Genomic DNA, 21,187 nt, shown 5'->3' on the forward strand with positions numbered 1-21,187 from the left:
GCTGCAAATAACGACGCGTCAAGATTGACGATGCCCCGGCGCCGGCTTTCTGCGCCGGGACATTTTATCGGATGCAAGAAGCGCGAAACCTAGACGGGGAACACGAGGGTTTCTCGGCTCGGCGTCGCTTCCTGCTCCGGTGCCCGGCGCCCTTGCAGTTTCTGTGCCGTGAATGCCGCCGCGATGCGGCGGCGAATGCGCACCATGTCGCGATCCGGCGACAGCAGCATTTCGTTGGCGCGCGATTCAACGAGATCGCCACCGACAGACGCCATCAGCCGATCTTCGGCCGAGGTCTTGAGTTGCCGCGGCTTCACGACCTTTTCGAAATGCTGCTTCAGATGTGTGCGTTCGCTCTCGGTCTCCGCGCGCCATGCGGCATAACGGAACATGCGCGTCTGCGTGTAGGAGATCGGCACCTGAAACAGCCGCGACACGTATGGCGCGGCATTGTCGACGGGACGCAACGCGTTGGTGATCAGCCCCGGCAGGTTGAACCGTTCGCCGCGCAACGGCGCGAGCTTGTGGCCGTGTTCGAGGTGATTGCCCTCGAGGTCGACGGAGATGCCGCGCAGACCGTGACCGTCGGTTTCCACGATGCGGACGCGCCGGTCGGCGAGCGGGATGGAAGCGCGCTTGGCGTTGCCGTCATTGCCTTTGAGCTGGGTGACGACATCGTTGTCGAGATACTGCATCACCGCGTCGTGCTGCTGCGATTCAACGTGCAGTGTGACCGCGTGATAGGCATCGCTGCCGTCCACGACGAGCAGCCAGTTGGCGTCCCAGACTTCGGTCGGCAGCCAGAAGTGCACGAACTTGTCGTCGGCGAAGAGTTCTTCCGGAAGGCTTTGTTCGATCGGCGGCGCCGGAAAGGCTTTCTCGTCGCCGAGATAGGCCCACACCATGCCGCCGACTTCCGCCGCCTTGTAGGCCCGCACGCACAGCTTCTGTTGGATGCCCGCATTGGGTTGCTGCTCCCAGGGGATCAGCGTGCAATCGCCGGAGCCGGCGAAGCGGAGGCCGTGATAGGCGCATTGCAATTCGTCGCCGAAGACGCGGCCGATCGAGAGCTTGACGTAGCGGTGCGGGCAGCGGTCGAACAGGACCTGCGGGGCGCCTTTGGAGTCGCGGAAGACGACGAGGTCCTCGCCGAGGCAGGTGAGGCCGACGGGCTGGCCTTGCGGCAGTTCGGCGCTGTGCATGATCGGGTACCAGTAGTTCCGGAGACCAAGCTCCAGGCCCGCGGGTACGTCGCGGACGAGTTCGGAAAGGCGCTGGTTCTGCGCGGCTTCGGCCATGGGATCCCCTGACGTCGTTCGTGTTGGCGCCGCGGCCGACGACGCCGCAGACGTTCTTTGGAATGACTCGAGGCTATGCGCGCGGGGCGGCGGAGCTCAAATCCGCGGGCCTCATAAGCTTCATGACCGAGGTTCATGTTCCCGGCGCCGGCCCTCCCACACCGCCCCGTTCCCCCGGAAAAGCTTCACGAATGCTCGACGCAGCCACCTGTTGGCCGGGTCGCGATGAAATCGCTCGTGCCAATAAATCTTAAGATCATACTTCGGCAGCGGTATCGGCGACGGCATGACGTTGAGCGGCAAGCGCTTCGCGAACGCATTGGCGAGGCCCGCCGGCATGATCGCGACGAGATCGGAGTCCGCGAGCAACATCGGAAGCACGACGAAGTCGGGGATGTTGAGCTGTACGAAACGCTGTCCCGCGTGCTTATGCAGGGCCTGTTCAATCACTGCATGCGCCATGCCGCTCGGATCGGCAATGGCATGCTCGGCATTCAAGAACGCCGCCAAAGACATGCCCGCTTGGAACAAAGGATGTTCCGCACGCGCAACGCAGACGTACTGCGCTCTATAGAGCAGGCTTTGATGAAAGCCCGAGGTGAGATTGGTGAAGAAGCCAATCGCAAGATCCACCTCGCCCGCAGCAAGCGCGTGGCGCGCACGCTCAGTGGGGACCTGATGAACCTTCAGTGAAGCGCGCGGAGCCTCGCGGCTCAGTAGCGATATGAGCTGCGGCAGAAAGGCCAACTGTCCGACGTCGTTCAGGTAGATATTGAAGCGACGCGTCGCCGTGACAGGGTCGAAACCATGCTCTGTTGCAAGGCCTTCCGTTAGGCTCTCCAGCCCTTTCTGCGCCGCTTTGCTCAGTCGTGCGCCGAAGGGTGTCGGCGTTACACCGCCGCCGCTGCGCACGAAGAGCGAGTCTCCGACCTGCTTGCGCAGCTTAGCGAGGGCATGGCTCGCTGCCGATTGAGTGATGCCGATCCTTGCCGCTGCAGCGGACAGATTGTTCGTCTCCGCCAGCGAAGCAAGCAGCCGCCACTGTGTCATATCGATGCCGTCGAGCAACATGGGGCGACGCTATACCGCAATATCCGGGTTGAGAAGCAATCGGAGGATGCGACCGAGTGTTGAAGTGCCTCGGCGAGGACGATGAACCTCGCGGCTCTCATCCGTGCATAAGATCATGTTGTAGCCCTTGCTCGCGGGCGCCGGTTGCTGGTGCCGGCATGTGAATGCCGACCTGTGCGTCGCACCATCATTGACGAAATCTTTTGCAGCGCATGCCCAATTTTGACCCTAGACAGCCCGGCGCCTCGTAAGATTAGATAGCAATCAATGTAAATGCCGATGAACGGTTACGAATAAAACTAACATCAGCAAATTTGGCGCTCCAAAAGGCGCGCCGGCTAGGGGAGCTGCATGATTATCGAGACTTGGTGTCGGCTGCGGGCCGGCATGACGGCGTTCGCGTTGCTGGCCACCATGGTCGCTGGCTCAACTTCCGAGCTGCGCGCCGACGAGGTTCGGCTGAAGCTGCACACTTACGTGCCGTTGAGCGTGCCGCCCATGCAGCATCTGCTCAAGCCCTGGGCCGATCATTTGTCGCAAGCCTCCGGCGGCAAGCTGAAGATCGATATATATCCCCTGATGCAGCTTGGTGGCCGGCAGCCGCAACTTGTCGATCAGGTCAAGGACGGCGTCGTCGATATGGTGTGGACGCTGCTCGGCGCGACGCCGGGTCGGTTCCCCCGCACCGAGGTGTTCGAGCTGCCGTTCACGCATCGCAGTACGCTGGCGACCAACCTGGCGTTGCGCGACATGTTGCCGAAAGAGCTCGCCGACGACTTCAAGGACTATAAAATTCTGCTGCTTCACGTTCACGCGGGCAACGCGATCCACATGAAGGACGCCGCCGTGGAGCGATTCGACCAGTTCAAGCTGAAAAAAATACGTTCGCCCGGTCAGATCTCGACCGAGATGCTTGAGGCGATTGGCGCCACGCCCATCGCGACAACATTGACGGACGTGTCGTCCATGATGTCGCGTGGCGTGATAGACGGTGCGTTGCTGCCGTTCGACGTCCTGCCGTCGATCAAGCTCAACAGTCTTGTCCGCTATCACGTCCTGATGGCCGGCGATCAGCGGCCAACGACCGCGGTCTTCATGCTGGCGATGAACAAGAAGAGTTACGAGTCGCTGTCGCCGGATCTGCAGAAACTGATCGATGATAGTACCGGCATCGAAATGTCGAAGAAGGCGGCCGAGGTGATGGATCGCTTCGACCAACTCGGAATGAAGGCCTCGAAGGACGGAGGTGCGACCTTCATCACGTTGTCGGCGGAAGAGACTGCGAAGGTTCGCCAAGCGTCGGAAAGCGTGGTTGCAGCCTGGGCCAAGAAGCTGGACGCCGCTGGCGGCAATGCTCAACAGGTGCTTTCACGGGCACAAGAGTTGGGTGCGAAGTATTCGCCGAAGGCTGGACAATGAGCGGAGAGTGGCTGTCCCCGCCGGCCACCACGCTGCAGGGAACGGGCCGTGTGCTCAATGCGCTCTGCCTGTACTTTGCCTTGGCCGGTGGCGTTGTGCTTGTCGGCATGATCCTGATGGACGTCGCCAGCATCGTCGGACGCGTGCTGGTGGCGCGCACCGTGCCTGGGGACTTCGAGCTTATCGAGATCGGTACGGCGGTCACCGCGCTGCTTTTTCTCCCCTACTGCCAGATCAAGCGGCAGAACGTTGCGGTGGATCTTCTGGTTAAGGATCATCACACGCGATTGATGCCGCTCTGCAGCGCCATCGGCAATGTCCTGCTCGGGGCATTCGCCGCCGTGGCGGCGTGGCGTTCGGTCGATGGCGGTCTCGATTTGTGGCACGGCGGCGATATCACGAGCACGCTGAAGCTTCCCCTGTGGCCCGTGTTCAGCGTGGTGGTTCTCGTCTTCGTCCTTCTGGCGATCGTGTGCGCCTACAACGCAGTCTGCGACATCGCAGCGCTGCGCCGCCGTGACCCCGTTTCAATCTAAGTGATTCATATGACGCCCGTTGAGACCGGCCTGATCGGCATCGCCATTCTGCTCGTCATGCTCTTCCTGCGCATCCCGATCGGGGTGGCGATGATATCGGTCGGTCTTGGCGGATACGCCGCCCTCAACGGCGTCGGCAATACACTCAACTATATCAAGACCGCTACCTATTGGCGCTTTTCGACCTATGACCTCTCTGTCATCCCGATGTTTCTCCTGATGGGGGAGTTCGCGGCTGGCGCCGGCTTGAGCCGAAGCTTGTTCAGAGCCGCCGCCGCAATGGTCGGGCACCGCAAGGGCGGCATTGCGATTTCGGTGATCGCGGCATGTGCTGCCTTCGGCGCGATCTGCGGCTCGTCGCTCGCCACGGCGGCGACAATGACTCGCGTCTCCCTGCCCGAGTTCTCGCGATATAAATACAGCCCCGCTTTGGCCACCGGTTCTCTTGCGGCCGGCGGAACACTCGGCATCCTCATTCCGCCGTCGATCGCACTGGTGATCTACGCGATCATCGTCGAGGGCAACATTGTTTCGATGTTTGCCGCTGCCTTGATCCCAGGGCTATTGGCGGCTTGCGGTTATGTCGTCGCCACACGGGTCTATGTCTGGCTCAATCCGGAAGCCGGTCCGGCCGGTGAGCGCATCGGCGGGCGGGAGCGGGTGCTAGCTCTCATAGAAACGTGGCCGATCGCCTTGATCTTCTTTCTGGTTATCGGCGGCATCTATCTTGGCTGGTTCACGCCGACCGAAGCTGCGGCCATCGGCGCGTTCGGTACGGGTGCCGTCGCGGTATGGCGTGGCGGCATGCGTTGGGAAGGATTCATCGAAGCTGTTCTGCGCACGGCGTCGGCGACGGCCATGATCTTCCTCATCGTTCTCGGTGCGGAGTTCTTAAACTCCTTCTTCGCCCTGACACGGATATCGATGGAAGCGGCGGACTGGATCACCACAAGCTCGCTCTCTCCCTTCATGGTCGTTGCCGTGATCATGGTTATCTACCTGATCCTCGGCTGCGTCATGGATAGCCTGTCCATGATCTTGCTCACCTTGCCGATCTTCTGGCCGATATTGTCGACGATGGACTTCGGTATGGACCCGGAGCACATGAAGATGTGGTTCGGCGTGCTGGTGCTTGTGGTGGTCGAGTTCGGATTGATCACGCCGCCGGTCGGCTTGAACATAGCGATTATCGGCTCGATGGCTCCCCACATCGCCACGCGCGATATCTATCGCGGCGTCGTGCCGTTCATCGTGTCCGATATCGTTCGGATCGCATTGCTGTTCTTCTTCCCGATCATCTCGCTCGCGCTGCCGCTTCTGCTCGGCGCGCGCTAACGCCCGCAGTGCTTTGACAGAGGCTTGTCGGGCGGATAAATAGATAGCAATCAATGTAAATGAACTAGGAGCCGACCATGTACCTCAGAAATCACTGGTACGTCGCCGCGCGGACGGAAGAGGTGGGCCGCGGCCTCCTGCGCCGGCTTATTCTGAATGAGCCGGTCTTGCTCTATCGCACAAAGGCGGGCGAGGCCGTCGCGATGGAGGATCGCTGCTGTCACCGGAGCGTGCCGCTGTCGATCGGCAAACTGGTCGATGACAACGTGCAGTGCGGCTATCACGGGCTTGTTTTCGATCGCGACGGACGTTGCGTGTTCATGCCGGGTCAAGACAAGATTCCGGCCGCGGCGAAAGTGAAGGCGTATCCGCTGATTGAACGGTGGGGCATGATTTGGCTCTGGATGGGCGAGGGTAAAGGTGATCCCGCGCTCATGCCGGACTTCGGCATTGTCGATCGGCCGGGTTGGGCTGCGCTCGGGGACCGGGTGCACCTGAAGGCAAACTACCTGCTCGGCATCGATAACATTCTCGACCTGAGTCACCTGTCCTACGTGCACGAACGGACCATTGGCACCGTCGACGTCGCGCGCACGGCGGTGCGGACGACGCGTGAAGGCGACATGGTGAAGGTGACGCGGTGGATGATGGACGTTCCGCCGCCGCCGATGTTCGCCAAGTTCGGGCTGACCGGCAACATCGATCGTTGGCAAATCGTGACGGCCGCGCCGCCTTGCTATCTGTGGCTCGAAGTCGGTGGCGCCAAAACCGGCACCGGCGCCGCCGAGGGCAATCGCAGCGAGGGCATCGAGCGCTGGAACTTGAACTGCATCACGCCGGAAACGGACAAGTCTGCCCACATGTTCTGGACCGAAGTACGCAATTTTCAGGTCGACGATGCCGCCGCCGGCGAGATGCTGAAGAGCCAGATGGTGCTGACTCTGCAAGAGGACGCCGACGTGCTGGAAGTGCAACAGCGCACGATGGACGAAATGCCGGACGCGCCGACGATTGACATTACGTTCGACGCCGGCTCGATCCAGTTCCGCCGTGCGGTTAAGCGGCTGCTCGAGGAGCAGGCCAACAGCGCCAGAGAGAAGGCGTTGGCGTGAACGTCCCCAGCGGCGGTGCTTTGGAGCTTGGCAAATAATGGTTGCTATGAGCTTGGAACAGTCGACGTCCACTCTCGGCCATGCGGCCCAATCTGGGCTCATCGAGGTCGTCGTCGTGCGTCGTGCGGTGGTCGCGGATGGCGTCGTGCTGCTCGATCTGCATCGTAGGGACAGCGGACATTTGCCGGTTTTCGCGGCAGGGGCTCATATCGATCTTCACCTCACTGGCGGCCTTGTACGTCAGTATTCGCTTTGCGGCGATCCGGCGGACCCCGCGTGCTATCGGCTGGCCATAAAGTTGGAGGCGTCCTCGCGGGGTGGCTCCGCGGCGGTCTGGGCCGTCGCGGAGGGTGAGCGGCTTTTTATCGGTGCGCCGCGCAACAACTTCAGATTGGCCGAGGGGGCGGGGCCGTTCGTTCTTGTCGCCGGCGGCATCGGGGTCACGCCCCTTCTGGCCATGGCGCACGAGTTGGAGCGTCGGAAGGCCGATTATCACTTGCACTATTGCGTCCGGAATGCCGATGGGGCCAAGGGGCTGGCAGCGCTCGGCGCGGCCCCGTTGATGGGACGCATTTCAGTGCATGCTGACGATGACCCGAAGACACGACTCGATCTTGCTTCGGTGCTGCAGCCGCGCGGCCATGAAGCGCGTCTTTATCTGTGCGGTCCGGCCGCCTTCATGGATCTCGTCGTCGGTCGTGCCCTGGCTGCGGGCTGGCCTTCCGACAACATCCACCTGGAACGCTTTGCAGCGACAGTCGATCAGGCGGGCGATGCCTTTACCGTGACGGCGCAACGGAGTGGGGTGACCGTTACGGTCGGCCCCGGCGTGTCGATCGCGGAAGCGTTGACGCGGGCAGGGGTGGCCGTGCCGCTCTCGTGTGAACAGGGTGTGTGCGGCACCTGCCTGCTCGACGTGATCGAGGGCATTCCCGACCATCGCGACAGCTTTCTGACAGACAACGAGAAGGCCGCCAATGCGCAGCTTGCGGCGTGTTGTTCTCGGGCCAAGACCGCGCGGCTCGTGCTCGATATTTGACGCGGTGACAAGCTCGGGGTTTTCTTTGCAGTCGGGCTTAAGCGTCTTGTCAGCGGGGAAACCTGGCGGGTAAAAGAACGACAGGGCGCGTCAACGTGACATCGAGATATGTCCATGTTGTTCGGGCCGAACATCGGACCGTACACAGGATGGCAAAGTCCCGCACCTTGAACCCCGCGCGTCGGGTCCTCGAGTACAAGCTCGATGACAGCGTCGGATTCATGATCACAGTTACTGAGCGCAGGCTAAAGCCGCTTTTCCGGGAATGCGTCGCGGCCGAGGGGTTCGCCTACGGGATGTGGTACTTCCTGCGTGTCCTCTTCGAGGAGGACGGTCTGACGCAGAAGGAGTTGAGCGAACGCGTTGGCATGATGCAGCCGACGACCGTGACGGCGCTGCGCGCCATGGAGCGAGACGGCTACGTTTCGATCAAGGAAGACAAGAAGGACAAGCGCCGTATGCGCATCTTCCTGACCGACGCGGGACGTCGCATCGGTTCGCGAATTCTTCCCATGCTGCGCCAAATCAACGACTTCGCGCTCAAGGACGTGACCGAGGAGGAGTTCAAGGTTCTCCGCAACGTTCTGCGCAAGATTAGGCACAACATCGATTCAGGCACTTTCAAGCCGGTGCGGCAGCCACAGCGGCGGCCTTCGACCGCAAAGCGCGCCTAGGCGAAGGCCGGGGCAGTGGCGGGCCAGGGGTGCCGGGCCTCGATCGCTTCGGCAAGCCGGAGCAAGGATCGGTCGGCGCCGAACGCCGCGGCAAGCTGCATCCCAACCGGAAGAGGCGTTTCGATGTCGCCGATCGGGAGGCTGATGGCTGGGATGCCGGCGACATTGACGAATGGCAGAAAAGTCGCGGCGCCCCGCGGTCCGGCATCTTTGCCGCCGATGACCTTGGGATAGGGCTCGGTCGTGCTCCAGGGGAAGCACGGCGAGGTGGGCGAAAGAAGGACGTCATAGCGTTCGAAGAGTTCGTCGAACTGCCGCCTGATGCGGTTGATGCTCTCGATGGCCTCGACATATTGGGCGGCCGAAAGCTTTGTTCCGCGATCGACCAAGCCTCGGATGGTCGGCGTCAACTCGGCGAGCGGCAGTGCGCTCGCCGTGACGGCCGCGGCGGTGCCGGCGCCGATAAGGGCCGACCAGATGGCCTCTATTTCCTCGAGCGAGAATGGCGCCGCGTCGCTAATCACGTCGTGCCCCATGTCCGAGAGACGACCGGCGGCCGTGTCGAGCGCGGCCGCGATTCGGTCATCAACGGGACTGCTGCCGACCGCACTAAAGTAAAGGATGCGCAGCGGTCTATCGCTGGGGGGGCGCGTTGCCGCGGGCAGAAGGCTCGTCGACGACGTACGGTCGTTGACGTGCGGCGCGGCGAGAACGTCGAGAGTCATACGGATGTCGGCGATGCTGCGGGCCATCGGCGCGACGACCTGGCAGTCTGACGTCGTGGTGGGGAAGAAGCTGCCGCGCGGGATCATGCCGTTTGAGGGACGCAATCCGACCGTGCCGGTGTAGGCCGCCGGCCGCCGGGCGGAGCCGCCGGCGTCGGTGGCCAGCGCCAACGGGCCAATGCCGGCCGCAAGCGCAGCCGCGGCTCCGCCGCTCGATCCGCCTGGCGTCAGACTCGTATCCCAAGGATTTCGGGTTGCGCCGAACAGCTCGTTGTCGGTGACGCCGGCAAGTGCGAGCTCGGGCAGATTTGTTTTCGCCCAGATCACTGCGCCAGCCGCGCGCAACAGCGCAACGGAAGGGTCATCGTGCGGCGCGATCCGATGCGCGAGGGCTTTGCTGCCCCAGGTGGCTTTCATGCCCTTAACGGCGAGGTTGTCTTTGACGGTGACCGGAATTCCGTCGAGGGGACCGAGCGAACGCGCGTCTCGCCGCCGTCGATCGGATTGGCGGGCGGCGGCGCGCGCGGCATCGGCATCGACGTCGATGCAGGCATTCAGAGCCGGATGCAGTCGCGCATTGCGCGCCAGAACCGCATCGACAATCTCGAGCGCGCTGACCTGCTTCTGTTCAAGCAGCCTGCTCATTTCCGAGGCGGATTTCTGCGCGACATCGTCGTGAGGCATCTGACATCCTGTGATCGGATAGCGTTGTGGGGACCAGCTTTCGTACCTCAAAGGCGGCGGCATTGTTTGACTCTAAACGGCAAAATAACTAGATTGCAATCTAACTAATTTCAGCGATCGCGGCTGTGGTGGAGGCATTCGTGGCAGGCTTCGAAGTCGAACGGTTCATCTTCGAGCTCAAGAAGGATGAGGCGCTCCAAGCCGCGCTGAAGGAGCGCGCCGCCGGCACATTCGAGGGCTTCGATCTCGATCCGGATGAATTGGCGGCGTTGCGCGACGGCGATGTCGAGACGTTGTATCGGATGGGCGTGCACCCGCTTCTGCTCGCTCCCTATTCGCGTTACGCCGGCATCGCGCCTCCCGACTATCACAAGCGGCTCGACGTTCTGAAGGGCGTGCAGAAGTTCAACAGCGAACGGCGTTTCGCGAAGCCAGGGGAAAGCAATCATGGGTGAGCTGGTTATGGCCGCGGCGATGAGCCACGCCCCCGGTATCGCGGCCTTCACCGAACGGGCGACCGAGGAGGAGCGCGCCGGATTCCTCGGCGCGGCGGCAGAGCTCCGCCAGGTTCTCGCGGATGCGAAGCCGGATCTGCTCGTCTTCCTGGCGCCGGATCATTTCACGAACTTCTTCGTCGACAAGATGCCGGCCTTCTGCATCGGTGTGAACGAGGCTTATCAAGGACCGGTCGAGAAGTGGCTGCGTATCGAGAAGGGCAAGGTGAACGGCGCGCCCGATTTCGCCACCCAGTTGCTCGAAGAGGCGATGGACAGCGGCTTCGATCCGGCCTTCTCGCGCGGCCTGCAGCTCGAGCACAGCGTCATGGTGCCGATGAACCTGATCCGGCCTGAGCGCGATCTGCCGATCGTCTGGGTCATGGCCAATTGCCAGATTCCGCCGATGCCGTCGCTGAAGCGCTGCTATCAGTTCGGCGAGGTTCTCCGGAAGGTCATCGACGGCCGTAACGAACGTGTCGCCGTCATCGGTACGGGCGGGCTATCGCATTCGCCGGGCGCCGCAGAAGCTTATGATCTGGACCCCGAGTTCGATCAGGAGTTTCTGGCGCTGCTCGACAGCGACAACCCGAAAGCCATCCTCGACATCCCGGCCTCGCGACTCGATCGCGCCGGCTTCGGCACTTGGGAAGTAAGGCTCTGGGCGATCGCCCTCGGTGCGACCAAGGGGCGTCCCGCGCGCACGTTGAGCTATGCTCCCATCAAGGCGTGGCAGACGGGCTGCGCCGTAAGCGTCTTCCGATAAGTAGGACTGCGCTTGTGACGGATCGCTCGCGCGTGCGTTTGGCTATCGGTCTTCGTTCGACCGCACAAAGCCTGTCCCTGGTAGGGCTGGCCGCCGATACGTTCGCGCAATGCGGTATCGATCTTGAAATTGCGCAGATCGAGACCGCGGGACCGGCCGGTATCGACGGCCTGTTGCAGGGCCGCTGGGAGTTTGCCGAATTCGGCGCGATCCCGGTCGTGCAGTGGGCGATGGAGGGCAAGGATCCCGTCATCCTCATGGCGGCTGAGCCAGTGTCGGCGCTTTACATCCTCGGCGGTCCGGGCGTGTCCACGGCCAATGATCTCGTGGGCGGCCGGATCGGTGTACTCACGCGCGCCGGGCAAACAGGCTACAGCGCGCTGGAGATGCTCGACCGGTGGGATTTGCGGGACGGCGTCGATCTTGCGGAGTTGATGAAGTATCCGGCAATTTACGACGGACTTCTGCGCGGCGACATTCGCGGCGGCGTGTTGACGGCGGACTATCGCTTCGCGGCGCCGGAGGGGGCGTTGTCGGTTCTGGCCGACCTCGGCAAGGAGTTCGGCTTTCAGGGACCGCTCCTGGCAACCACACGGCAATTTCTGGCGGCCAACCGCGACATCGTCGAACGCGTAGTCGAAGGCTACTCCGGGGCCATTCGCGCGTTTAAGACCCGGCCGGACATTGCAGTTCCCGTCCTTCAGAAGCACCTGCCGTTCGTCGATGTGGATGGTATCGCGCGGATTCACGCATTCTATGCCGCCCGGTTCTCCGACATTCCGCGACCGTCGGTCGCCGGCCTCGAAGCTGTGATTGAATCGTGCAGCCAGAAGGCAGCGGGTGAGCGCCTCCTTGCCGTGGGCGACGTCTACGAGCCTGGCGTGCTTGACGCTCTGGAACGTCGCGGCATTTTTGACGCAAATGTCTCTTCAACAATGAAGGTCTAACGTGGATCTTGGAATCAAAGGTCGGACGGCGTTGGTCACTGCCGCAAGCCGCGGCATCGGCCGTGCCTGTGCCCTCAGTCTGGCGGCCGAAGGCTGCAATCTCGCAATTTGTGCGCGCGGCGACGAAGAGCTGCAGAAGACGGCGGCAGAGATTCGCGCGCAGACCGGCGTTCAGGTGCTCGCGCACACCGCCGATCTCAGTTCTCTCGACGATCTGCAGAAGCTCGTCGCCAAAACCGAGAGCACCTTCGGCGGCATCGATATTCTGGTTGCGATTTGCGGCTCGCCCAAGCGAGGATCGTTCGACGACATCACCGACGAGGATTTGACGAATGCCTTCGCGGCGACGGTGCTGTCGCTCGCCCGGCTGGTTCGCCTCGTCACGCCGTCCATGCGGGCGCACAAATGGGGACGCGTCGTAACGGTTCAGTCGCGGTCGGTGCGCGAGACCATTCCCGAACTGTTTGCATCGAATTCCACCCGTCCCGGCGCGGCGGGCCTCATGAAGAACATGTCGCGCGAACTCGCGGCCGATGGCGTTCTATTCAACACCATCGTGCCGGGACGCATCATGACGGACCGTTTTCTCGGCGGTGTCGAGAGTTCGAAGCTCGGCGCCGAGGCGTACCTGAAGTCCAAGATCGGTGACGTGCCGGTTCAGCGCTTTGGGACCCCGGAGGACATTGCCGGGGTTGTCACCTTCCTCGCTTCGGAAAAGGCGGCCTACGTCAATGGTGCGGCCATTCCTGTCGATGGCGGTGTCATTCGCGGAATCTAAAAACCTTGAGGTCCGCCTTCTCTCCATTCTCGCGCGGTGCTTAAAACCCTCGCTCGCAGCGGCGTACGTGCATGCGCGGGGATGTCCGCGTTCACCCTTTCAACGAAGGCGACGAGGCAAAGGCCTCGTCCATCAATTGCCTTCGGCGGTCTTGGGCGCGGCAGCCGGATTCCACTGGCCGCGGCGCATACGGGTGATCTTGACCGACGAGAACAGCCCCGCCTTGCGGAACGGCTCGTTCTCGGAAAACTTCTCCGCCGCGGCGCGGTCGGGAACATTGACGATGAGAACGCTGCCGACGCGCGTGTTCTTGTCATCATCGCCGAGAAGCGCGCCGCCGAGAACCAGGATGTCTTCGTGCTTGGCAAGATAAGCGAAGTGCTGTTCGCGGTTCGCGTCGCGGATCGCGGTGCCGTCGGGGCGGTCTTCTTGGTAGATGATGTAGAGCATGACGATCTCCAGGCAGATGAATTCTAGCGCTTACTTCAGCAGAAACTGTGCTTCGACTTCGATTGCGGCGTTATACGGCATCATCGCGACGCCAATCGCGGTCCTCGCGTGGGCCCCGGCGGCACCGAACACCTCGATCATCAGATCCGAGGCGCCGTTGACCGATTGTGCGATCTCGATGAAATCCGGCGTGACGTTCACGTAGCCGCGTAGATAGGTCACTTCGGCGATGCGATCGAGATCGCCGCCAAGCGCGCCGCGCGCTTGTGCAATCACATTCAATGCGGACAGACGTGCTGCCGCCTGTGCTTCGGCCAACGTGAACTCGCGGCCGACTTTGCCGACGTAGCGAAGCTCGCCATTCCAGCTCGGCAACTGGCCGGAGACGTAGAGCGATCCGCCTGCGATCTTGGCCATGAGGATGCGCGCGGTCCGCGGCGGCGGCGGCGAGGGAAGTTCGATGCCGAGCTCGCGCAGGCGAGCGTCGATTTTGCTTTCTGTCATTGCTGCGATCGGCCGTTTGACTTCGGTCCGGTCGCATTAGGGCACGGGGGCCGCCCACGCAAGCGCTTAAAATCAGAGGGCGCGGGATGCCGCGCGCCCGTGGCACGAAGTTTGCTGGACTTTATCAGCGAGCAATGGAGCTCGGTGGCCCGTGAGCCGATCTTGGCCGGGCTGCGACTAAGACAGCGCGGTTCAACGGCGATCCGCACTCAGTCGTCCGCGGCCGATCCAGCCCAAAATTGGCAGGCGGCACGGACATCCATTATCGCAATCAAGAGAGTGCATCATGACGCCCGAACAAGTGAGCATGGTCCAAGACAGCTTCAGGAAAGTCGTGCCGATCGCCGACACCGCGGCGGATCTCTTTTACGACCGCCTGTTCACCATAGCGCCCGATGTGCGAGCGATGTTCCCCGCCGATCTGCGCGAGCAGAAGAAAAAGCTGATCGCGATGCTGGCGACCGCCGTGACCAATCTGCATCAGGTCGATACGATCCTGCCGGCGGTACAAAGCCTCGGTCAGCGGCATATTGCTTACGGCGTGACCCCGCAGCACTACGAGCCGGTGGGTACGGCGCTGTTGTGGACCTTGGAGCAAGGGCTGGGGCCGGAATTTACGCCGCCGCTCAAAGCGGCCTGGACCGAAGCCTACACGACCCTGGCGGGGGCCATGATGGCGGCGGCGCAGGACGGCGCCGCGAGCCGCTCGCCCGCCGCTGAAAGCTAAATTAGATCAGCGCCTTGGTCGATCGCCGCAAGCGGTCGGCCAAGGCACTTAGCACGAGTCTTGCATGAAAACCGTGATCGTGAGAGCCGTGGCCCAGGCCGCCGAGGGGCGGTACGGCCTGCGAGGGACCAGCGATTTGACCGTGATGGGTAAAGGATCGGATCTGTCCGGCGCGGGCGCGCCCTCGGCCGGCGAGCAGCGAGACGCCTCGCTGAAGATCGCCATCGTCGATGAAAGCCCGATCCGCGCCGCGATCCTTGCCGACGGTCTGCGCGAGGCCGGTCTCACGCATGTCGAGCTCATCCCTGAGACGCACAATCTGCTGGCGCGCATTTACGCGCTCGACCCCGACGTCATCGTCATAGACCTGGAAAGTCCGAGCCGCGACACGCTCGAGCAGATGTTTCAAATGAGCCGCGTCGTGAAACGGCCGGTGGCCATGTTCGTGGATCAGAGCGATGCCGCGTCGATCCAGGCCGCCGTCGACGCCGGCGTTTCGGCCTATATCGTCGATGGCCTGAAAAAAGAGCGCATCACCAATATTCTCGATCTCTGCATTTCGCGTTTCAACGCCTTTTCGCGGCTGCAGACGGAACTCGACCGCGCCAAGGACGCGTTGGAAGAGCGCAAGGTGATCGACCGCGCCAAGGGAATGCTGATGAAGGTCAAGGGCCTGAGTGAAGAGCAAGCCTATGCGCTGTTGCGCAAGACGGCGATGAACGAAAACAAGAAGATCGTCGAGATCGCGCAATCGCTGCTCACGGCCGCGGAGTTGTTCAAATGAGCGAAACCCCCTTGCGTATCGGTTATATCCCACTGGTCGACGCTGCCGCTTTGCTCGTCGCTGTCGATCATGGCTTCGCGGCGGCCGAAGGCCTGGCGATCGAGCTCGTGCGCGAGGTGTCGTGGTCGAACGTTCGCGACAAGCTCAACATCGGGTTGTTCGACGCCGCGCATATGCTCGCGCCTCTGCCGATCGCGTCCAGCTTCGGCATCGGCCACGTGCGCGTGCCTTTGATCGCGCCCTTCAATCTGGCCCTGAACGGCAATGCTGTCACGGTTACACCGGCGCTGCATGCCGAATTGGCGGCTTTCGCGGACGGCGATCCCGCCGATCCGCTGGTGTCGGCCCGTGCGTTGGCGCGCGTGGTCGCCGAACGCAGGGCGAAAGGCGCAAGCCCGCTCAATTTCGGCATGACCTTTCCGTTCTCGAACCACAATTATCAGCTCCGCTACTGGATGGCGGCCGGCGGCGTCGATCCCGACGAAGACGTCAGGATGGTGGTTCTGCCGCCGCCTTACATGGTCGAGAGTCTCACCAACGGCCATGTCGACGGCTTTTGCGTTGGTGCTCCTTGGAACTCGGTCGCCGTCGAGGCCGGCGTCGGCTGCATCCAACATTTCGGCTCCGAACTGACGCTGCGGCTGCCGGAGAAGATGCTGGTGGTGCGGGAGGATTGGGCCGATACGCGGCCCGATGTGCTGGCCGCCCTCATCCGTTCGCTGGCGCGCGCAGCTGAATACATCGAGGCGGTCGAACATCGCGCGAACGTCACGGCATCGATCGCCGAGCGGCTCGGCGTCGAGCCGTCGCTGGTGTCGCGCACGCTCAACGGCCTGCTCAAGGTCGCGCCGGACGGCACGATGCGCGGCAGCGATCACTACATTCTCATCGGCCGCGAGAATGCCAACCGTCCCGATCCGGCGCATGCGGCGTGGTTCTACGCACAGATGGTGCGATGGGGACAGACGCCGCTGTCGGACGAAGCGGCGGCCACGGCGCAGCGCGTGTTCCGGGCGGACCTTTATGACGCTGCGCTCGGACGGCCGGCACCGACGAACGACGGCGGCCCGCGCGACGGCATCGGCGCCTTTGTCGGCCCGGATTTCGTGCCGGGCGACATCGCCGGGTATCTCAAAGCCTGGGAATTGAAGCGGTCCGGACGGCCCCGCCTGTCTCTGGTGCGCTGATATCGCACAGCACAATTTGGATGCAGCTTGCGACTGCAGTGGGCAGTCGCCGCCGGTCGGCGGCTTGGCCCGTTAAACGCTGTTCGGCCAATAAGTAATTGATACGTAGAGTTTTTTGTGGCCGGGGCCGAACTGGCACGACCCTTGAATTAGGAGATATCGAAGGCGCGGCCGCTGGCTGCGCCATTCAGGTCCAATGACGGGCCACGAAGCAACGCCGCTGTCCTTCACGCGCTAATGCGCGCTGCAGGGCTGCGGCTTTTTTTATGGCTCAAGACGAACTGCACGGCCGGGCGAAGAGCTGGATCAACGCACAACGCCGAAGGGGACATGCGAATGACGAAGAAGTTCGATAAGCGGCCCGCCCGGGGAGTGGATCGCCGCGCCTTTCTGAAATCCAGCGTTGGTGCCGCCGCGCTGGCCGGCGGCTTGCCTGCAGCCGGGTTGCTCGCGCCTTCGATCGCGCGCGCGGCGATCAAACCCGAAAAGGAAGACCTCAAATTCGGCTTCATCAAGCTGACCGACATGGCGCCAATCGCCATCGCCAAGGAGAACGGCTACTTCGAGGATGAAGGCCTTTACGTCTCGGTCGAGCCCCAAGCCAACTGGAAGGTCCTGCTTGACCGCGTCATCACCGGCGAACTCGATGGCGCGCACATGCTCGCGGGTCAGCCGCTCGGCGCCACGATCGGCTTCGGCACCAAGGCGCATGTGATCACGCCGTTCTCCATGGATCTGAACGGCAACGGTATCACCGTGTCGAATGCCGTTTGGGAGGCGATGAAGCCTTTCATCCCGACGGGGCCTGACGGCAAGCTCGTGCATCCAATCAAGGCCGAAGCGCTCAAGAAGGTGGTCGAAAAGTACAAGGCCGACGGCAAGCCCTTCAACATGGGCATGGTCTTCCCGCTGTCGACGCACAATTACGAGCTGCGCTACTGGCTGGCTTCCGGCGGACTCAATCCAGGCTTTTATTCGTCCACCGACATCACCGGTCAGATCATGGCCGACGTGCTGCTCTCGGTGACGCCGCCGCCGCAAATGCCGGCGACGATGGAAGCCGGCACGATCCTCGGTTATTGCGTCGGCGAACCTTGGAACCAGCAGGCCGTGTTCAAAGGCATCGGCGTGCCGGTCATCACTGACTACGAAATCTGGAAGAACAATCCGGAGAAGGTGTTCGGCTTCACCGCCGACTTCCAAAAGAAATATCCGAACACGGTGCTCGCGGCCACCAAGGCGCTGATCCGCGCCGGAATGTGGCTCGATGAGAACAACAATGCCAACCGCATGAAGGCGGTGCAGATCCTGGCCAAGCCGGAATATGTCGGCGCCGACGCCAAGGTCATCGCCAACTCCATGACCGGCACGTTCGAATACGAGAAGGGCGACAAGCGCGAGGTGCCGGACTTCAATGTGTTCTTCCGCTACTTCGCGACCTATCCCTATTACTCCGACGCGGTCTGGTATCTGACGCAGATGCGGCGCTGGGGCCAGATCACGGATGCTAAGCCCGACAGCTGGTACGCCGAGACGGCCAAGAGCGTGTATCGGCCGGACCTTTATCTCGAAGCGGCCAAGCTGCTCGTCGCGGACGGCAAGGCGAAGAAAGAGGACTTCCCCTTCGACAGCGACGGCTATCGCGCGCCCACGGCGGAGTTCATCGACAAGGTCGAGTACGACGGCCGCAAGCCCAACGACTACCTCAACCGGTTGGCGATCGGCCTGAAGGGCGACCAGCGCATTTCGGGTTCGAAAGTGGTCGCCAACTGAGGACCGCGGCCGGGCGTCGGCGCACCGCCCGGCCTTCATCGTCGCGTTCGACAGCAACCGCCAGGAAGTCCGAATGTCTACGGCAAGCGATTTTCTCACGACACCTGCCGCCATCTCCGCCTCCCGGGCGGAACGGCGCGAGCGATGGCTCGGACGCATTTCGCGGGTCGCCGGCTTTCTCAACATTCTCGGCGTCGGCTGGCTGGTGCCGGTCATGCGTATTGCGGCCGGCGAGCGTGCGCAGCCGCAGCTCAAGGAGCTATGGCGCACGCTTGGCATCCCGCTCGCGGCGATCGTCTTGTTTTTGGCGGCATGGGGCTTCCTCGCGCCGAAGGTGAAGACGAGTCTTGGCACGCTGCCAGGACCGGTGGAGGTCTGGCAGCAGGCGCAAAATCTCTGGGCCGATCATCTTGCCGCGCGCGAGAAGGAGCGGGTGTTCTACGAGCGCCAGGAAAAGCGCAACGCGGATCTGCTGGCGCGCGATCCCAAGGCCGAGGTGCGGATCAGGCCTTATACGGGCGCACCCACTTATCTCGATCAGATCCTCACCAGTCTGGAGACCGTGTTCACCGGCTTCATCTTCGCGACCTTGGTGGCGGTGCCGCTCGGCGTGGTATGCGGGCTGTCGCAGAGCGTAAACACCGCGGTCAATCCGCTGGTGCAGATCTTCAAGCCGGTGTCGCCGCTCGCCTGGTTGCCGCTGGTGACGATGGTGGTCAGCGCGCTCTACGTGTCGAACGATCCGCTGTTTCCAAAGTCGTTCCTGATCTCGGCGATCACGGTGACCCTCTGCTCGCTGTGGCCGACCCTCATCAACACGGCGGTCGGTGTCGCCTCCATCGACAAGGACCTGGTCAATGTCGGCCGTGTATTGCGGCTGCCCTGGTACACCAAGATCGTGAAGATCGTGCTGCCGTCGTCGCTGCCGCTCATCTTCACCGGGCTGCGTCTGTCGCTCGGCGTCGGTTGGATGGTGCTGATCGCCGCGGAGATGCTCGCGCAAAATCCCGGCCTCGGCAAATTCGTCTGGGACGAGTTTCAGAACGGCTCATCCGCATCGCTTTCGCGCATCATGGTCGCCGTGCTGACCATCGGCATCATCGGCTTTCTGCTCGACCGCGTCATGATGGCGCTGCAGGCCGCTTTCACATACGGCACCACGCGCTGAGGGCATCCGACATGGCCATCCTCGAATTGCAGTCTGTGTCGAAGAGCTTCGGCGACGATCCGGCGCGCACCCGCGTGCTCAAGGATGTGACATTGCAGGTGAAGGAGGGCGAGTTCGTCGCCATCGTCGGCTTCTCCGGCTCCGGCAAGACCACGCTGATCAATCTGATGGCGGGGCTGACGATGCCGGACACCGGCGCCGTGCTGTTCAAAGGCGCGCCGGTGAAGGCACCGGGTCCGGAGCGCGGGCTGGTTTTTCAGAGCTATTCGCTGATGCCGTGGCTGAGCGTGCGCGGCAATGTCGCGCTCGCGGTGGATGCGGTGCTCGGCGGCCGGCCCGCGGCCGAACGGCGCGAACGCGTCGAGCGCTATATCGGCATGGTCGGTCTCGCGCACGCGGCGGAGCGTAAGCCGGCCGAACTGTCCGGCGGCATGCGCCAGCGCGTCTCGGTGGCCCGCGCCCTGGCGATGGGGCCGGAGGTCCTGCTGCTCGATGAGCCGCTGTCCGCGCTCGATGCGCTCACACGCGCCAAATTGCAGGACGAGATCGAGGCCATCTGGGAGCAGGAGAAGAAGACCGTCGTTTTGATCACCAATGACGTGGACGAAGCGATCCTGCTCGCCGACCGAATCATCCCGCTCAATCCCGGGCCGGAGGCGAACTTCGGCCCGGAATTTCTGGTACCGTTCGAACGTCCGCGCGATCGCACGGCGATGAACACGAGTCCGGCCTTCAAGAGGCTGCGGGCAGGCGTCACCGAATATCTGATCGAGGCCGGAAAGCAGCGGGCGAAGACCGCCAGCGAGGACCTGCGCCAACTGCCGAACGTGTCGCCGCTGCAACTCGATCCGGGCCCGCCGCGGGCGTACAAGAATGCCGGCGAGACGCCGTTCGAGCAGCGTTACGTCGAGTTCTACGACGTGCATAAGGTCTATCCGACTCCCAACGGTCCGCTGACCGTGGTCGATGGTTTCGACCTGTTGATGCGCAAGGGCGAGTTCGTCTCGCTTATCGGTCACTCGGGCTGCGGCAAGTCGACCGTGTTGTCGATGGTCGCCGGGCTCAACGATGTGTCGTTGGGCGGAATCGTGCTCGACAACAAGGAGGTCAGCGCGGCCGGCCCCGACCGGGCCGTGGTGTTCCAGAGTCCGTCGCTGCTGCCGTGGATGACGGCGCGGGAGAATGTCGCGCTCGGTGTCGACCGCGTCTATCCGCATGCCAGCAAGGCCGAGCGCAACGACATCGTCAGCTATTACCTGTCGCGCGTCGGCCTAGGTGACGCCATGGACAAGCGTGCCGCCGACCTGTCGAACGGCATGAAGCAGCGCGTCGGCATCGCCCGTGCCTTCGCGCTGTCGCCGAAACTGCTGCTGCTCGACGAGCCTTTCGGCATGCTCGACTCGCTGACGCGCTGGGAGTTGCAGGACGTGTTGATGGAGGTGTGGTCACGCACACAGGTGACGGCGATTTGCGTGACCCATGATGTTGACGAGGCGATCCTGCTGGCCGACCGCGTGGTGATGATGACCAACGGTCCGAATGCGCGCATCGGCAAGATCATGCCGGTCGAAATCCCACGGCCCCGTACGCGGCGCGGTCTGCTCGAACACGCGCGCTACTACGAATACCGGCAGGAGTTGCTCGGCTTCCTCGAGGAGTACGAGCACGGCGTCGGCGGGCGCCCCGCCGCCAAACCGGCGGCGGCGTAAGGAGAGA

The 21,187-nt window shown here is 62.8% G+C and carries 21 protein-coding genes; 16 read left to right on the forward strand and 5 right to left on the reverse strand.

Annotated elements, in window-relative coordinates; all coding sequences use genetic code 11:
• Positions 1-89: 89 nt before the first annotated feature.
• A complete protein-coding gene (locus DW352_RS23010; protein ID WP_115693513.1) occupies positions 90-1,298 on the reverse strand; it encodes a Rieske 2Fe-2S domain-containing protein in 1,209 nt (402 codons plus the stop codon).
• 120 nt (positions 1,299-1,418) lie between these two features.
• Positions 1,419-2,369: a LysR family transcriptional regulator gene (locus DW352_RS23015; protein WP_115693514.1), complete on the reverse strand. Its 951-nt coding sequence runs from the start codon at positions 2,367-2,369 to the stop codon at positions 1,419-1,421.
• A 351-nt stretch (positions 2,370-2,720) separates the two neighbouring features.
• On the opposite strand from DW352_RS23015, the gene DW352_RS23020 reads away from it, so the two are divergent.
• From DW352_RS23020 to DW352_RS23045, 6 genes are all read left to right on the forward strand, one after another.
• The gene (locus DW352_RS23020; RefSeq protein ID WP_115693515.1) at positions 2,721-3,788 is read left to right on the forward strand and encodes a TRAP transporter substrate-binding protein; all 1,068 of its coding nucleotides are present in this window, start codon (positions 2,721-2,723) and stop codon (positions 3,786-3,788) included.
• Between the two features lie 50 nt (positions 3,789-3,838).
• A complete protein-coding gene (locus DW352_RS23025) occupies positions 3,839-4,324 on the forward strand; it encodes a TRAP transporter small permease (RefSeq protein ID WP_162827140.1) in 486 nt (161 codons plus the stop codon).
• Positions 4,325-4,333: 9 nt separating this feature from the next.
• Positions 4,334-5,659: a TRAP transporter large permease gene (locus DW352_RS23030; protein ID WP_115693517.1), complete on the forward strand. Its 1,326-nt coding sequence runs from the start codon at positions 4,334-4,336 to the stop codon at positions 5,657-5,659.
• Between the two features lie 77 nt (positions 5,660-5,736).
• A complete protein-coding gene (locus tag DW352_RS23035; RefSeq protein ID WP_115693518.1) occupies positions 5,737-6,771 on the forward strand; it encodes an aromatic ring-hydroxylating dioxygenase subunit alpha in 1,035 nt (344 codons plus the stop codon).
• A gap of 46 nt (positions 6,772-6,817) precedes the next feature.
• A complete protein-coding gene (locus DW352_RS23040; RefSeq protein ID WP_115694566.1) occupies positions 6,818-7,810 on the forward strand; it encodes a PDR/VanB family oxidoreductase in 993 nt (330 codons plus the stop codon).
• A 167-nt stretch (positions 7,811-7,977) separates the two neighbouring features.
• Complete coding sequence (locus DW352_RS23045; RefSeq protein ID WP_210209884.1) at positions 7,978-8,484, forward strand: MarR family winged helix-turn-helix transcriptional regulator; 507 nt, start codon at positions 7,978-7,980, stop codon at positions 8,482-8,484.
• Here the strand turns inward: DW352_RS23045 and DW352_RS23050 are convergent.
• Complete coding sequence (locus DW352_RS23050) at positions 8,481-9,956, reverse strand: amidase (RefSeq protein WP_115693520.1); 1,476 nt, start codon at positions 9,954-9,956, stop codon at positions 8,481-8,483. The genes DW352_RS23045 and DW352_RS23050 overlap by 4 nt on opposite strands.
• A gap of 77 nt (positions 9,957-10,033) precedes the next feature.
• On the opposite strand from DW352_RS23050, the gene DW352_RS23055 reads away from it, so the two are divergent.
• Genes DW352_RS23055 through DW352_RS23070 form a run of 4 tightly spaced genes read left to right on the forward strand, consistent with a single transcriptional unit; the run spans position 10,034 to position 12,878 of the window.
• Complete coding sequence (locus DW352_RS23055) at positions 10,034-10,348, forward strand: hypothetical protein (RefSeq protein ID WP_162827141.1); 315 nt, start codon at positions 10,034-10,036, stop codon at positions 10,346-10,348.
• A complete protein-coding gene (locus DW352_RS23060) occupies positions 10,341-11,153 on the forward strand; it encodes a DODA-type extradiol aromatic ring-opening family dioxygenase (RefSeq protein WP_115693522.1) in 813 nt (270 codons plus the stop codon). The genes DW352_RS23055 and DW352_RS23060 overlap by 8 nt, the downstream gene beginning before the upstream one ends.
• A gap of 14 nt (positions 11,154-11,167) precedes the next feature.
• Complete coding sequence (locus tag DW352_RS23065; protein WP_162827142.1) at positions 11,168-12,100, forward strand: ABC transporter substrate-binding protein; 933 nt, start codon at positions 11,168-11,170, stop codon at positions 12,098-12,100.
• Position 12,101: 1 nt separating this feature from the next.
• Positions 12,102-12,878 (forward strand): SDR family oxidoreductase, encoded by a 777-nt coding sequence (locus tag DW352_RS23070; RefSeq protein ID WP_115693523.1) that lies wholly within the window; start codon positions 12,102-12,104, stop codon positions 12,876-12,878.
• A 132-nt stretch (positions 12,879-13,010) separates the two neighbouring features.
• On the opposite strand, the gene DW352_RS23075 is transcribed toward DW352_RS23070, so the two are convergent.
• Both DW352_RS23075 and DW352_RS23080 read right to left on the reverse strand, forming a co-directional pair.
• Positions 13,011-13,328 carry a YciI family protein gene (locus DW352_RS23075; protein ID WP_115693524.1) on the reverse strand — a complete coding sequence of 106 codons (318 nt, stop codon included), beginning with the start codon at positions 13,326-13,328 and terminating at the stop codon, positions 13,011-13,013.
• 30 nt (positions 13,329-13,358) lie between these two features.
• A complete protein-coding gene (locus DW352_RS23080; protein WP_115693525.1) occupies positions 13,359-13,832 on the reverse strand; it encodes a RidA family protein in 474 nt (157 codons plus the stop codon).
• A gap of 286 nt (positions 13,833-14,118) precedes the next feature.
• Between DW352_RS23080 and DW352_RS23085 the strand changes: the two genes are divergently transcribed.
• The 6 genes from DW352_RS23085 (at position 14,119) to DW352_RS23110 (ending at position 21,180) form a co-directional block, all read left to right on the forward strand.
• Positions 14,119-14,559, forward strand: coding sequence for a globin family protein (locus DW352_RS23085; protein ID WP_115693526.1), 441 nt, complete (start codon positions 14,119-14,121; stop codon positions 14,557-14,559).
• 145 nt (positions 14,560-14,704) lie between these two features.
• The gene (locus DW352_RS23090; protein ID WP_115693527.1) at positions 14,705-15,343 is read left to right on the forward strand and encodes an ANTAR domain-containing response regulator; all 639 of its coding nucleotides are present in this window, start codon (positions 14,705-14,707) and stop codon (positions 15,341-15,343) included.
• Entirely contained in the window at positions 15,340-16,530 is a 1,191-nt protein-coding gene (locus tag DW352_RS23095; protein WP_115693528.1) for a CmpA/NrtA family ABC transporter substrate-binding protein, read from the forward strand. Before DW352_RS23090 ends, DW352_RS23095 begins: the two co-directional genes overlap by 4 nt.
• Before the next feature lie 336 nt (positions 16,531-16,866).
• A complete protein-coding gene (locus tag DW352_RS23100; RefSeq protein ID WP_210209885.1) occupies positions 16,867-18,303 on the forward strand; it encodes a CmpA/NrtA family ABC transporter substrate-binding protein in 1,437 nt (478 codons plus the stop codon).
• A gap of 73 nt (positions 18,304-18,376) precedes the next feature.
• The gene (locus DW352_RS23105) at positions 18,377-19,471 is read left to right on the forward strand and encodes an ABC transporter permease (RefSeq protein ID WP_210209886.1); all 1,095 of its coding nucleotides are present in this window, start codon (positions 18,377-18,379) and stop codon (positions 19,469-19,471) included.
• An 11-nt stretch (positions 19,472-19,482) separates the two neighbouring features.
• A complete protein-coding gene (locus tag DW352_RS23110; protein WP_115693530.1) occupies positions 19,483-21,180 on the forward strand; it encodes an ABC transporter ATP-binding protein in 1,698 nt (565 codons plus the stop codon).
• Positions 21,181-21,187: the final 7 nt, after the last annotated feature.

The sequence above is a fragment of the Pseudolabrys taiwanensis genome (assembly GCF_003367395.1).
Classification (GTDB): Bacteria; Pseudomonadota; Alphaproteobacteria; order Rhizobiales; family Xanthobacteraceae; genus Pseudolabrys; species Pseudolabrys taiwanensis.